Origin of the sequence: Pseudomonas sp. PS01298, assembly GCF_029959745.1 — a bacterium.
Classification (GTDB): domain Bacteria; phylum Pseudomonadota; class Gammaproteobacteria; order Pseudomonadales; family Pseudomonadaceae; genus Aquipseudomonas; species Aquipseudomonas aylmerensis.
Genome location: NZ_JASCPP010000090.1, coordinates 16,635 through 28,289 on the forward strand (window position 1 = coordinate 16,635; position 11,655 = coordinate 28,289).

At 63.6% G+C, this 11,655-nt stretch carries 15 protein-coding genes; 13 read left to right on the plus strand and 2 right to left on the minus strand.

Annotation, left to right across the window (positions count from 1 at the left end):
• Positions 1 to 4 precede the first annotated feature (4 nt).
• The 6 genes from QMX97_RS24420 (at position 5) to QMX97_RS24445 (ending at position 5,146) form a co-directional block, all read left to right on the plus strand.
• Positions 5 to 829, plus strand: coding sequence for a DUF692 domain-containing protein (locus QMX97_RS24420; protein WP_106803410.1), 825 nt, complete (start codon positions 5 to 7; stop codon positions 827 to 829).
• The gene (locus QMX97_RS24425) at positions 826 to 1,575 is read left to right on the plus strand and encodes a DNA-binding domain-containing protein (protein ID WP_282397758.1); all 750 of its coding nucleotides are present in this window, start codon (positions 826 to 828) and stop codon (positions 1,573 to 1,575) included. The genes QMX97_RS24420 and QMX97_RS24425 overlap by 4 nt, the downstream gene beginning before the upstream one ends.
• The gene (locus QMX97_RS24430) at positions 1,568 to 2,020 is read left to right on the plus strand and encodes an alpha/beta hydrolase (protein ID WP_120448981.1); all 453 of its coding nucleotides are present in this window, start codon (positions 1,568 to 1,570) and stop codon (positions 2,018 to 2,020) included. The genes QMX97_RS24425 and QMX97_RS24430 overlap by 8 nt, the downstream gene beginning before the upstream one ends.
• Positions 2,021 to 2,106: 86 nt before the next feature.
• Positions 2,107 to 3,474 (plus strand): MFS transporter, encoded by a 1,368-nt coding sequence (locus tag QMX97_RS24435; protein ID WP_282397759.1) that lies wholly within the window; start codon positions 2,107 to 2,109, stop codon positions 3,472 to 3,474.
• A gap of 57 nt (positions 3,475 to 3,531) precedes the next feature.
• On the plus strand, positions 3,532 to 4,662 hold the full coding sequence (locus QMX97_RS24440; protein WP_106803414.1) for an MFS transporter: 1,131 nt from the start codon (positions 3,532 to 3,534) through the stop codon (positions 4,660 to 4,662).
• Between the two features lie 43 nt (positions 4,663 to 4,705).
• Entirely contained in the window at positions 4,706 to 5,146 is a 441-nt protein-coding gene (locus QMX97_RS24445; RefSeq protein ID WP_282397764.1) for an MEKHLA domain-containing protein, read from the plus strand.
• Here the strand turns inward: QMX97_RS24445 and QMX97_RS24450 are convergent.
• Entirely contained in the window at positions 5,143 to 5,664 is a 522-nt protein-coding gene (locus QMX97_RS24450; protein WP_282397760.1) for a DUF3087 family protein, read from the minus strand. The two genes, QMX97_RS24445 and QMX97_RS24450, sit on opposite strands and share 4 nt — an antisense overlap.
• 121 nt (positions 5,665 to 5,785) lie before the next feature.
• Here QMX97_RS24450 and QMX97_RS24455 point away from each other — a divergent pair, with 121 nt between their 5' ends.
• Both QMX97_RS24455 and QMX97_RS24460 read left to right on the plus strand, forming a co-directional pair.
• Entirely contained in the window at positions 5,786 to 5,965 is a 180-nt protein-coding gene (locus QMX97_RS24455) for a hypothetical protein (RefSeq protein WP_065900931.1), read from the plus strand.
• Between the two features lie 12 nt (positions 5,966 to 5,977).
• Entirely contained in the window at positions 5,978 to 6,184 is a 207-nt protein-coding gene (locus tag QMX97_RS24460) for a DUF6021 family protein (protein WP_282397761.1), read from the plus strand.
• 30 nt (positions 6,185 to 6,214) lie between these two features.
• Here QMX97_RS24460 and QMX97_RS24465 read toward each other — a convergent pair whose 3' ends face one another.
• Positions 6,215 to 6,451, minus strand: coding sequence for a DUF6555 family protein (locus QMX97_RS24465; protein ID WP_065900922.1), 237 nt, complete (start codon positions 6,449 to 6,451; stop codon positions 6,215 to 6,217).
• A 120-nt stretch (positions 6,452 to 6,571) separates the two neighbouring features.
• Between QMX97_RS24465 and QMX97_RS24470 the strand changes: the two genes are divergently transcribed.
• The 5 genes from QMX97_RS24470 to QMX97_RS24490 all read left to right on the plus strand — a co-directional run bounded on the left by QMX97_RS24470 (position 6,572) and on the right by QMX97_RS24490 (position 11,460).
• Complete coding sequence (locus tag QMX97_RS24470) at positions 6,572 to 7,399, plus strand: arylamine N-acetyltransferase (RefSeq protein WP_282397762.1); 828 nt, start codon at positions 6,572 to 6,574, stop codon at positions 7,397 to 7,399.
• Between the two features lie 133 nt (positions 7,400 to 7,532).
• A complete protein-coding gene (locus tag QMX97_RS24475; RefSeq protein ID WP_065900920.1) occupies positions 7,533 to 8,285 on the plus strand; it encodes an outer membrane beta-barrel protein in 753 nt (250 codons plus the stop codon).
• A gap of 146 nt (positions 8,286 to 8,431) precedes the next feature.
• A complete protein-coding gene (locus QMX97_RS24480) occupies positions 8,432 to 8,791 on the plus strand; it encodes a cytochrome c5 family protein (protein ID WP_282397763.1) in 360 nt (119 codons plus the stop codon).
• Positions 8,792 to 8,863: 72 nt separating this feature from the next.
• Entirely contained in the window at positions 8,864 to 10,195 is a 1,332-nt protein-coding gene (locus tag QMX97_RS24485) for a D-arabinono-1,4-lactone oxidase (protein ID WP_282397765.1), read from the plus strand.
• Between the two features lie 56 nt (positions 10,196 to 10,251).
• Positions 10,252 to 11,460 (plus strand): DSD1 family PLP-dependent enzyme, encoded by a 1,209-nt coding sequence (locus QMX97_RS24490; RefSeq protein ID WP_282397766.1) that lies wholly within the window; start codon positions 10,252 to 10,254, stop codon positions 11,458 to 11,460.
• The last annotated feature ends 195 nt before the right edge of the window (positions 11,461 to 11,655 follow it).

Consider the following 11,655-nt stretch of genomic DNA (forward strand, 5'->3'; position numbering starts at 1 on the left):
GATCATGTCGAATTCGACCGCGCACTTTGCAGGCTACGGCCTGGGGCTGCGCAAGGAGCACTACTGCGACTTCCTGGAAACCTCGGTGCCGGTGGATTTCGTCGAAGTGATCTCCGAAAATTTTATGGTCGCGGGCGGCCAGCCACGGCATATCCTGCGCCAGGTCCGCGAGCGGCACCCGGTGGCGCTGCACGGTGTATCGATGTCGATTGGCAGCGCCGAAGGGCTCGACCCGGACTACCTGCGGCGCCTCAAGGCGCTGGTGGACGAGATTGACCCGCTGTTCGTCTCCGACCACCTGAGCTGGTCGCGCAGCGGCGCCTTCAACGCCCACGACTTGTTGCCCGTGCCCTACACCGACGAAGCACTCGACCGCGTGTGCGCGAACATCCACCAGGCCCAGGAAGCGCTGGGCCGCACCCTGTTGTTTGAAAACCCCTCCAGCTATCTCGCCTTCGAGGGCGCGTCCATGAGTGAGTGGGCTTTTATCACCGCCATGGCCCAGCGCACCGGTTGTGAGCTGCTGCTGGACGTCAACAATGTGTATGTCAGTGCCAGCAACCATGGCTTTGATGCACGGGATTTTCTCGACGGGATCCCGGCCGAGCGCGTGCGCCAGATTCACCTGGCCGGCCACAGCCAGGGCGCCGAGTTATTGATCGACAGCCATGACAGCCCGGTGTGCAGCGGGGTCTGGGACCTGTACGCGGAGGCCATCGCACGGGTCGGGCCGGTGGCAACCATGATCGAGCGCGACGATCACCTCCCGCCTCTCGCCGAACTGCTGCATGAGTTGTCGATGGCGCGTGCGGTGGGGGCGCGGCGATGAACCTGGCCGAATTCCAGCAGACCTTTCGCCACTGGCTGGTCAGTGCGGCGGATGACGCTGCGTGCGCGCTGGGCAGTCAACGCGCGGGCCTGGCGGTGTACCAGAACAACTATCGCGCGCAATTGGTCGCGTGCCTGGAGCAGGCGTTTCCCCACCTGCGCCGTTGGCTCGGTGACGAGGCCTTCCTGGCCGCCAGCATTACCCATATCGACCGAAATCCGCCGCACGCCTGGACCCTGGATGCCTATCCCGAGGGGTTTTACCCGACGTTGCTGGAGGTGTTCCCCCACAACCCGGATGTGCATGAGCTGGCCTGGATCGAATCGGCCCTCAACCAGGCCTTTGTCGCCGCCGATGCCCAACCTTTGGCACTGGAGGCGCTGGCCACGCTGGAGTGGGACACGGCGGTACTGCGCCTCGCGCCGTCCCTGCGTTGCCACGCCCTGACCACCAATGCCGATGCCATCTGGTCGGCGCTCTGGCAGGCGCAGCCCGCACCGCCGGCGCAGATGCTGGAGGCGGCGGGCGGCGTGCTGGTGTGGCGGCGCCAGTTCACCTCGCGTTTGCGCCAGGTGGATGCGTTGGAGTTTCAAGCGCTTGCGCAGCTTCAGGGCGACGGCAGTTTTGCCGGGTTGTGCGAATGGCTGGTGGCGCGGCTGGGCGAAGAGGCCGGCGTGGCGCGAGCCGGTGAATACCTGGCCGGATGGCTGGGCAGCGAATTGATCGTGGAGGTGAGTAATGGTTGATCGGCGTGGTTTTTTACTGTTGGCCGGCGTGACCGTGTCGATGCCGACGTTGGCGCTGCAACAGGTCAGCACCGATGAATTCGAGATGCGTTATGAAGCCGCAGGGCCGGAGGAGGGCCACGCGATCCTGTTGTTGGCGGCGGATGTCGGCGCGTTCGCCGAAATGACAGCGCCGTTGGCGGCCCAGGGCTTTCGCGTGATCGTGCCGTCCCTGCGCAGCGCCGACGAGGCGGTGCTTGGCCAGGACGTGCTGGAACTGATGAACGCCCTGCACATCCCCGAGGCGCTGCTGGCCGGCCTGGAACTGGGCGCGCGGGTGGCGGCCCGGACGGCCAGCCTGAAGCCGAGTCGGTGTGTGGGGATGGTTACGCTCAACACCTCGGCACAGGCCGGCTTCGCCGAAGCGGTGGCATTGATGGCGAACACCGCGCACTGGCGAACATGAAAATTTCGACAGCCAGGCAATCACTCACTGAAAAAATCCCGATCTGCCCGTAATCTAGACACCTTTGCCACCTGTGCGGATTGTTCATGTCTTCTGTTGCCGATGGGCTGCCCCTCAACAAACGCCTGCCGGCCGTGATCGCGATCTCCCTGGGGATCGGCATGGCCACCCTGGACACGGCCATCGTCAACACCGCACTGCCAACCCTGGCCGAAGGGATCGGCACCGATTCCGCCTCGGTGATCTGGGTGGTCAACGCCTATCAACTGGCGATTATCGCCACGGTGCTGCCATTCGCGTCCCTGAGTGATGTGCTGGGGCATCGCCGCGTGTACCTCGGCGGGTTGCTGGTGTTTATCCTCTCGTCGCTGTTTTGCGGGCTGGCCGGTTCGCTGGTCACGCTCACCGCTGCGCGGGTGGTGCAAGGGTTGGGGGCGGCGGCGATCATGAGCGTGAATACCGCGCTGCTGCGGCATATCTACCCGTCGAAAATGCTCGGGCGTGGCCTCGGCTATAACTCGCTGGTCGTCGGGCTGGCGTTTACCCTGGGGCCGACCGCAGCGTCGGCCATCCTCTCGGTGGCGACCTGGCACTGGCTGTACCTGATCAACGTGCCTTTGGGGCTGCTGGCCTTGGCGTTGGGATTGCGCTCATTGCCGACCCTGCCGATGACCGGGCACGCCTTCGACCGGTGGGCGGCGGTGCTGTGTGCCGGGCTGTTTGCCCTGTTGGTGCTGGGCCTGGGCACGGCGGTGCATGGCGCCCAGGGCGCGCTGACCCTGGGCCTGATCGCCGTGGCGCTGGTGTGCGGTGCGTTGCTGTTGCGTCGCCAGGCCGGGCACCCGGCGCCGATGCTGGCCCTGGACCTGTTCAAGCGGCCGGTGTTTGCCTTGTCGTCCTTGACGGCAATCTGTGCCTTCAGCGCCCAGGGCCTGGCGTTTGTGTCACTGCCGTTCCTGTTGCAGGCGGTGCTGGGGCATAGCCAGGTGGAAACCGGTTTCCTGATGACGCCGTGGCCGGCGGTGGTCGCGGTGATGGCGCTGGTGGCCGGACGCCTGGCGGACCGCGTATCGCTGGGCGCGTTGTGCGGCGTCGGCCTGCTGATGCTGAGTGTGGGCATGGCCGCACTGGCGAGCCTGGGCAGCGGCGCCTCGGCGTTCGATATCGGTTGGCGCATGGCGTTGTGCGGTGCCGGTTTCGGTTTCTTCCAGTCGCCCAACCTCAAGGCGTTGATGACCAGCGCGCCATTGGCACGCAGCGGCGGCGCCAGCGGTATCGTGGCGATTTCACGCTTGCTCGGGCAGACGCTGGGGGCGTCGTTGGTGGCCTTGTGTTTCCACCTGTTTGTCAGCAGCGGGCCGCAGTATGCGTTGTGGCTGGGCTGTGCATTCGCGCTGGTGGGCGCCGTGGCCAGTGGCTTGCGTTTGCTGCCCTACGGGAAAAAGCCGTTGTAAAACCCGCGGTGGGAAGGCTACCGTGGCGACCTGAATATTTCGGGATGTTTCAGATTTATGTCCAGCCTGGCCCTCCGTACCGCTGATACCCAGTCCCGCCGCGCCGCGCTGACCCTCGCCTTATGCCTGCCCAGTGACGTGTTGCTCTACCTGTTGCTGCCCATGGAGTCCCAGGCCTTCGGTATCACCCTGGCGCAGGCCGGGGTGCTGCTGGCAGCCAACCGCCTGGTGCGGATTTTCGGTTACCGCCATGTATTGAATTTCTACGCGCGCAACGGCGACCGGCTGACCTGCATGATCGCTGCCGGGGCCGCCACGCTGTGCGCGCTGGGCAATTCGGTATTGTCGGGCTTTGCGGCGCTGCTCGGGCTGCGGTTGGTCTGGGGCTTGTGTTTTGCCGCGTTGAACCTCTCGACCCAAGTGTTGGCGACCGCGGAACCGGCCGGTGCCGCGCGTCGGGCGGGGCGGTCGCGGGCGTTGATCGCCCTCGGGCCGATGCTGGCGTTGCCACTGGGGGGCTGGCTGACAATGTGGGCCGGGCCGCGTCCGATTTTTCTGATTCTGGCCGGGTGCTGCCTGGTGGGCTTGTGGATGGCGCGCGGCCTGCCTACTGTCGGACATGATTTGCACAGCACCCCGGGGCGGCGTTTCAAGTGGCCCGACAGTGTGGCGCTGTGGTCGTTTATCGAAGGGGTGGCACTCGACGGGCTGTTTATCTTTGGCCTGTCGATCCAGGCGCAGAAGCTGCTCGGCGGCGATGCGGTGTTGATCGCCGGTGGCTTGATGGCGCTGCGTTATGTCTCCGAAATGCTCCTGAGCCCCCTCGGCGGCCATGCGGCCCAGCGCTTTGGTGCGACGTCGATGCTGTTGCTGTTTTCGTTCCTGAGTGCCCTGGCCCTCACCGCGTTCGGCAGCTATTGGGTGATTGTCGGCGCAGCGGCGGTGCTGGTGCTGCGTGCGCTGCAACTGCCGTTGGTGACCACCCTGGTGGCCGAGCGCAACCCCGGTTCGATGCGCGTGTCGGCCCTGGCCTCCAATGCGGTGTGGCGTGATATCGGCGCGGGCCTCGGGCCGTTGCTGGCGGGCCTGCTGCTGCCGATCGCCTCGGCGCCGTGGGTGTTCGGCGTGGCCGGCGCGGCGATTGCCGTGAGCGCGGTGTTCTGCTGGCGCGCGAGGATTTCCAACTGACAAGCTGAGGTTGTGTGTGTCCCGACAAGAACCCTTGATACAGGTGCTGGACGCTGCCTATCGCCACTGGACCGGCCAGGGACTGCCGGCGCCCGCTCACCTGGCTCCGCAACAACGCCTGGACTGGCTGCACACCCACGCGCCCTACAGTCTGTTGGCCCATGATGGCGCAGCGGACCCGTGTTTTACCTACGTGAATGAATGCGCCTTGCAGTGCTTCAAATACCCGCGCGAGCGCTTTATCGGCATGCCGTCGCGGTTCAGTGCCTCGGAACTGGACCGCGCCGCGCGCCAGGCGCTGCTGGAACAGGTCAGCGCCCATGGCATCGCCGAGGGCTACAGCGGTTGGCGGGTGGACGCGCATAACCAGCCCTTCATGATTTATGCCGGGGTGGTGTGGACCTTGCTCGATGCGGCGGACCGGCCCTGCGGCCAGGCGGCGCTGTTCTGGCCGGATCGGCAACGTATCGGCGTATTGGCTTAAGCGCTTTTAAGACGTTCCAGCCAGGCGGGATCGAGGCGGGTTTGCTCGGTGTCGATCCCCAGTGCCTGCATCTTTGCGGCGTGCGCCTGGATCTCCCCGGCCAGTTGCGCCTGGGCGCTGGAGTTGGCGTCCAACGCGTGCATCTGCGTCAGCCCCAGGTGGTAGAAGCGCAGCAGCTTGATCGCCGTCGGGTCATCGGCCTGCACGCGCGCGGTGACGGTGTGCATCACATTGGTCACGCTCATCAGGCTGCGCTTGAGCTGCCAGCCATACACCGCTGCCGCCAGCCACGGCTGGTTCCAGAACAGCCCGCGCACCAGGGCGACGGTAACCAGCACCCCGGCAAAGACGCCGCCGACATTGAAACGCACGTTGTCACCGCCGGGCTCGCCGAACAGCATCACCGCCAGGCTCGACAGCAGCATCGCCAAGGCCAGGAACAGCACCGCCACGATCAGCGTGCTGCGGCGGGTCTGTTGGCGGTAGGTGACGGGGTCGCAGGGTTTGAGTTCGAACATCCGGGTCATTTCTCCACTTAGGGCTGGCATCTTCGCATGCTTTGCGCAATCAAGTTGAACGATGGTTCCCAGGGCTTTCTCTAAACCTGGGTACACCACAACCCCCGTGAGGTGAACCATCATGCCCGACTACAAGCAGCCGCCACCCGGTACCCCCGACCCCGATCGCACACCCGGTGAAGAAGAGCGCGACAACGATGCGTTGCGCCCCAACGACCCGAAAGAGCGTGACGAACACGATGATGTCGAGCGCGTCGAGGAAGACCTCGAAAACCTCCACGACCAGGCTCGCCCGCTGTAACAGGAGACGGTAATGAACAAACGCCCAGATGGCCCGGCTTCCAACGAACAGGCGCGTGACAAGGATGAGTTGGGCTTCGACCCGGACTCGCCGGACGTGTCCGACCCGCAGGTCGACCCCATCGGTGCGGCAATCGCGCCGTTGGATCAGAAGGATAAGGATAAGGATGAGGCAAAAAAAAAGCCGCCCTACGATCCGTTGGGCGACTTGAAGAAGTAAACGAGCCCCGCCATTGAGCGGGGCTTTTGTTTACTTGGGTGGTGTCCAGGTCACTTCGGTAATCCCGTATTTTTCTGCCCAGGGACGCGTGGTTTTCTTCACCTGCTCGTGACCCACGCGGCCGATTCGGCTGACGTGTGCAATGTCGGCATCAACGGCCGCCCAGTGCCAGGCCTCGGCGTTGTTCATCACTTCGGCGCGCACTACAAAGGACTTCGGTTGACCGTGCAGCTGATAGTGGATGGTGTAGATTTTTGCGGTACTCATGTTGCCTCCCTGTCTTGTTATAGATGGATACGGGAGTGTTCAAAAAGGTTCATTCAAAATGACAATCCGCACGTCGGCACGGCATAGTGACGCACCCGCCCCGTGCCCAAGGACCGTGCCATGCCGCGACTGATTCATAGCCAGCTATACCTGCAACGCCTGGGCTACGACACCGTGCCACCGCCGACCTTGCAGACACTGCAAGAGTTGCAGCTGCGCCACGTCTGCACCTTCGCCTTTGAAAGCCTGTCGACCCTGCTGCGCCTGCCGGTGCCGATCGACCTGCCCAGCGTCGAGCAAAAAGTGCTGTTCGATGGGCGGGGCGGTTATTGCTATGAACTCAACCAGATGTTCCTCGCGTTGTTGCAGGAGCTGGGTTTCGACGCGCGCGGCATCACCGGCCGCGTGGTCATGGGCGGGCCGCCGGATGCGCACACCGCGCGCACCCACCGCCTGAGCCTGGTGACCCTGGACGGCGTGCGCTACATCACCGATGTCGGCTTCGGCGGCATGGTGCCCAGCAGCCCGTTGCAACTGGACAGCGAGGCGGTGCAAGCCACCGCCCACGAACCCTATCGGCTGAGCTTCGACGGGCAGGGCAGTTACACCTTGTGGGCGCAGGTGGGCGGGGAGTGGCGTGGTTTGTATGTGTTCGACCTGCAAGTGCAGGCGGCCATCGACTACGAAATCGGCAACTGGTACGTCTCCACGCACCCGCAATCGCCGTTTGTGGGCCAACTGAAAGTCGCGCGCCTGGCCGCGGGCAAACGCCATACCCTGAACAACGCCCACTACGCGGTGCATTACCTGGATCGTCCAAGTGACAAGCGCACGCTTGAGAGCGCGGATGAGCTGTCGACGTTGCTCAGCGAGACCTTTGGTATTCGTCTGCCGCAGGAGGCTGTGTTGCGTCCGGCGCTTGATGGCTTAATAGTGGCAGCTGCGTAAGAGTATTGATCTAGAGCCTTCGCTGAACCGTTTTACCTCCAAAATCGGGCAAATTAATTCGAACCTTTGGCGCAAGCGGGGGTTCGAACCGGTTCCTGAATAATTTGCTCACCAGACAAGGAGATGTAAAACGATGTCCAAGCTATTCGGAAAATTCCTCAAGAACACCTCGGTACTGGCACTGGTTGCCGCGCCTGCCGTGGTGTTTGCGGCCCCGTCCACCGACCCGATTTCGACCTTCGGGATCCAGGGCAGCTACAACGACTTCAAACTCGAAGGCGGCAGCGAAAGCGACAAGGACCACATGCCCGAAGCGGGCCTGTTCTACACCTTCGGCAACAAGCTGACCGGCGAATCCGGGTTTATCTACCAGGCCGGTATCGAGGCCAAATACGGCGAAAAGAGTGACAACAAACTCAAGGAAGGCCAGGCCGACCTGGACCTCGGCTGGCGTGCCGCGCTGGATGCGCGCAACTTCGTCGACGTGATCGTGGGCGGTGGCTACAGCTGGACCCGCTACGAGCCGGACACCAACGACTACGACGTCAAGCTCACCAACAAATCGCCGTTCGCCAAGGCCGCGCTGGGCTACAACCACCAGTTCGATGACATGACCCTGCGTGTCGAAGCCGGTGCGCGCCGCACCCTCGACGGGCGCGCCAAGCTCAAGGTGGATGACGTCGGTAGCGACACCGTCGACCTCAAGGACCGCACCAACCCGTATGCCGAGGTCAGCCTGCTGATGAACCAGAAGGGCGACCTGCCAGTGATGGCGGGCCTGTACTACACCCGCACCGAGTACAAGCTCGACGAAGACTCGGCAGTGGCCGACAACACCAAGCTCAAGCGTGATGAATACGGCTTCAAGGTCGGTATCGCGTTCTAAGCCCCACGGTCGGATGCGGGGAGGCCAACGCCCCGCATCCGGCTGTCCGGTAATGCCCCCCTTTGTGTCCCGCAAAACCCTCAACGCCGCGCCGCCGCTGCCTTAGTGTGGAATCGCTTTCCACCGTATAAGAAGAGAGGCTGGCCATGCGTTGCATTGCCTTGTTGTTGGCCGTATCCGGCCTGCTTGCCGCCTGTGACGACACCCCCAGACATCCCCCCGCACGTGCCACGGCCGCGATTGCCATGCCCGTCGACCCGGCATTGGCCCAGGTCTACGACAGCAGTTGCAAGCTGTGCCACGCCAACCCCGCGTCCGGCGCGCCGCTGAGCGGCGACAAGGCCGCATGGAGCCCACGTGTTGCCCAAGGCGTGGACACGCTGCTGGACCACAGCATCAACGGCTACAACGGCATGCCGCCGATGGGCCTGTGCATGCAGTGTTCCGAAGAGCAGTTTGTGGCGCTGATCAGCTTTATGGCCGGTGTTCAACTCCAACAAGAATAAAAGGGGTGGTGGATGACGCTTTCACGGCGGCAACTCTTGCAAGGCTCGGCACTGGCCGGGGCGTTCCTGGCACTGGCGAGTAACCCGACACTCGCCCAGTTGGCGCGGGCGCCGCGCCTGATTCCGTGGCGCAACTGGTCGGGGGCGCAGACCTGCCTGCCCCTGGCGCGGCTGGCCCCCAAGGACCTGGACGAACTGGTGCAGGTGATTCGCCAGGCGCCGGGGCAGATCCGCCCGGTGGGCTCGGCGCATTCCTTCAGTGCGCTGGTGCCCACCGACGGCACGTTGCTGTCGTTGAGTTATTTCAACGGGCTGCTGGACCACGACCCGGCCACGTTGCAGGCCACCTTCGCCGCCGGCACGCCGATGTCGCGCATGGGTCCGGCGCTCAAGGCCGTGGGCCAGGCGCTGCCGAACATGGCGGACATCGACTACCAGACCCTGGCCGGCGCGATTTCCACCTCGACCCATGGCACCGGTGTCGGCTTTACCTCGTATTCCGGCTGCGTCACCGGGCTGCAACTGGTGACCGCCCAGGGCGAGGTCCTGGACTGCGACGCCCAGCGCCATCCCGAGGTGTTCAACGCTGCCCGAGTCTCCCTTGGCGCATTGGGCGTGGCCACCCGGATCCGCTCGCAGAACCGCGCGCCTTACCGCCTGCGCGAACGCCAATGGATTGCCAGGACCGAAGAGCTGCTGGAAGACGTCGAGAAGAACACCCGCGAGAACCAGCACTGGGAAATGCTCGTGGTGACCCATTCCGACTACGCGCTGTCCATCGCCCTCAACGAAACCGGTGATGCGCCGACGCCGCCTATCGACCCGGCCGAGGCGGGCGGCAACGAATTCGTGTCGATCATCGAAAAGCTCGACAAGTACGCCAGCGACTTTCCGGACACGCGTCGCACCTTGCTCAACAGCCTGCGTTTTTTCGCCAGTTTCGAGGACCGGGTGGCCGAGTCGTTCGAGGTCTACGCCAATGTGCGCAACGTGCGTTTCAACGAGATGGAGTATTCGGTGCCTGCCGAACACGGCCCGGCGTGCCTGCGCGATATCCTCAAGCTGATCAACGACAAGGACCTGCGCACCTGGTTTCCCATCGAGTACCGCTACGTCAAGGCGGATGACATTCCCTTGAGCATGTTCGAGGGCCGCGACAGTTGCTCGATCTCTGTGCACCAACATTACGCCATGGACCACCACAACTTTTTCGCCGCCGTGGAGCCGATCTTCTGGAAATACGCCGGGCGCCCGCACTGGGGCAAGTTGCACACCCTCAATGCCCGCACGCTGCAGCCGCTGTACCCGCGCTGGGATGAATTCACCCGCGTGCGCCGCGAGCTGGACCCGAGCGGCAAATTCCTCAATGCGCACCTGCAATCGATCCTGGGAGTGGCCCGATGAACCGCCGACATTTTGTGCTGGGCACCGCGGCTTTAGTCGCGGCGGGTGCCTGGCTGCTGCGTCCGAGTGATCGCGGCGCGCCGTACAGCGAATACTTTCGCAACCTCAATAATGAGTTGAAGGCCCATGGCCCGATGCGGCCGGTGATGCTGATCGACCTGGACCGCCTGGATCACAATATCGACGTGGTCATGCAATCGGTGCAGCGCGGCGGCAAGCAGCTGCGGCTGGTGGAGAAGTCACTGCCGTCGCCGGGGTTGCTGGCGTATATCGCCAAGCGCGCTGGCACTCAGCGGTTGATGTCGTTTCACCAGCCGTTTCTGAATCACGATGCGCAGGTATTTCCCGACGCCGATATCCTGATGGGCAAGCCATTGCCGGTGCGCTCGGCCGAGCTGTTTTATCAAACGCATAAAGGGCCGTTCGACCCCTCGCGGCAGTTGCAGTGGCTGCTGGATACGCCTGAGCGATTGCAGCAGTACCTGACGCTGGCCCAGGGCCTGGGCACGCGTTTGCGGGTGAATATCGAACTGGATGTGGGGCTGCACCGCGGCGGTATCCGTGACAACGCGGTGCTGGGGCAGATGCTCACGCTGATCGGCGCGCACCCGCAGCACTTGGTGTTTGCGGGTTTCATGGGCTATGACCCGTTCGTGGGCATGGGGGTGCCGGGTATCCTCGGCTCGCCCCAGGCGTTGTTCGAGCAGGTGATGCAACGCTACAACGGCGCTGTGGATTTTACTCGCCAGCAGTTCCCCGGGTTATGGCGCGACGGGTTGACGCTGAACACGGCGGGCAGTCCGAGTTATCGCATTCATGAGCAGGAGCGCTTGAGTACCGAGGTGTCGGTGGGCACGGCGTTGCTCAAGCCTACGCATTACGATTTGCCATCGCTGAGTGAGCATGTGCCGGCGGCGTTTATTGCCACGCCGGTGTTGAAAAGCACGGGCCCGGTGGATATTCCGGCGCTGGAGGGTGCGTCGCGGTTGTTTTCGTGGTGGGACCCGAACCAGCGGGAGACGTTGTTTATTTATGGCGGGAACTGGATGGCGGAGTTTGAATCGCCCCAGGGGTTGCAGAGCAACGAGGTGTTTGGGCGTAGTTCTAACCAGGAGATGGTCAATGGCTCGCCTGCGGTGGGCTTGAGGGTGGAGGACCAGGTGTTTTTGCGGCCGACCCAGAGTGAGTTTGTGTTGTTGCAGTTTGGGGATTTGCTGGCGGTTCGGGGGGGGAGGGTGGTTGATGCTTGGGCTGTTTATGGCTGACGGTTGGGGGGAGGGTGGTGTACATATCCATTGCTGCGGTAATGGCGAGTTATGGTTCCGCCCTTACGGCGGGTCACTTTTGGAAAAGCCCCAAAAGTAACCAAAAGGGCTCTTGCCCCAACACTCGGCACCTCGCCTAGGCTCGGTGTGCCCGTAATCCGACATTGATTTGGGGGGCCGCCGCCACGCGCCATC

Bases quoted from the DNA above. Each gene is read 5' to 3' on its own strand.
- QMX97_RS24480 (WP_282397763.1), top strand. From the start codon at position 8,432: ATGCGTTGCATTGCCTTGTTGTTGGCCGTATCCGGCCTGCTTGCCGCC.
- QMX97_RS24425 (WP_282397758.1), top strand. From the start codon at position 826: ATGAACCTGGCCGAATTCCAGCAGACCTTTCGCCACTGGCTGGTCAGT.
- QMX97_RS24435 (WP_282397759.1), top strand. From the start codon at position 2,107: ATGTCTTCTGTTGCCGATGGGCTGCCCCTCAACAAACGCCTGCCGGCC.
- QMX97_RS24475 (WP_065900920.1), top strand. From the start codon at position 7,533: ATGTCCAAGCTATTCGGAAAATTCCTCAAGAACACCTCGGTACTGGCA.
- QMX97_RS24455 (WP_065900931.1), top strand. From the start codon at position 5,786: ATGCCCGACTACAAGCAGCCGCCACCCGGTACCCCCGACCCCGATCGC.
- QMX97_RS24420 (WP_106803410.1), top strand. From the start codon at position 5: ATGTCGAATTCGACCGCGCACTTTGCAGGCTACGGCCTGGGGCTGCGC.
- QMX97_RS24465 (WP_065900922.1), bottom strand. From the start codon at position 6,451: ATGAGTACCGCAAAAATCTACACCATCCACTATCAGCTGCACGGTCAA.
- QMX97_RS24450 (WP_282397760.1), bottom strand. From the start codon at position 5,664: ATGTTCGAACTCAAACCCTGCGACCCCGTCACCTACCGCCAACAGACC.
- QMX97_RS24470 (WP_282397762.1), top strand. From the start codon at position 6,572: ATGCCGCGACTGATTCATAGCCAGCTATACCTGCAACGCCTGGGCTAC.
- QMX97_RS24460 (WP_282397761.1), top strand. From the start codon at position 5,978: ATGAACAAACGCCCAGATGGCCCGGCTTCCAACGAACAGGCGCGTGAC.
- QMX97_RS24430 (WP_120448981.1), top strand. From the start codon at position 1,568: ATGGTTGATCGGCGTGGTTTTTTACTGTTGGCCGGCGTGACCGTGTCG.
- QMX97_RS24440 (WP_106803414.1), top strand. From the start codon at position 3,532: ATGTCCAGCCTGGCCCTCCGTACCGCTGATACCCAGTCCCGCCGCGCC.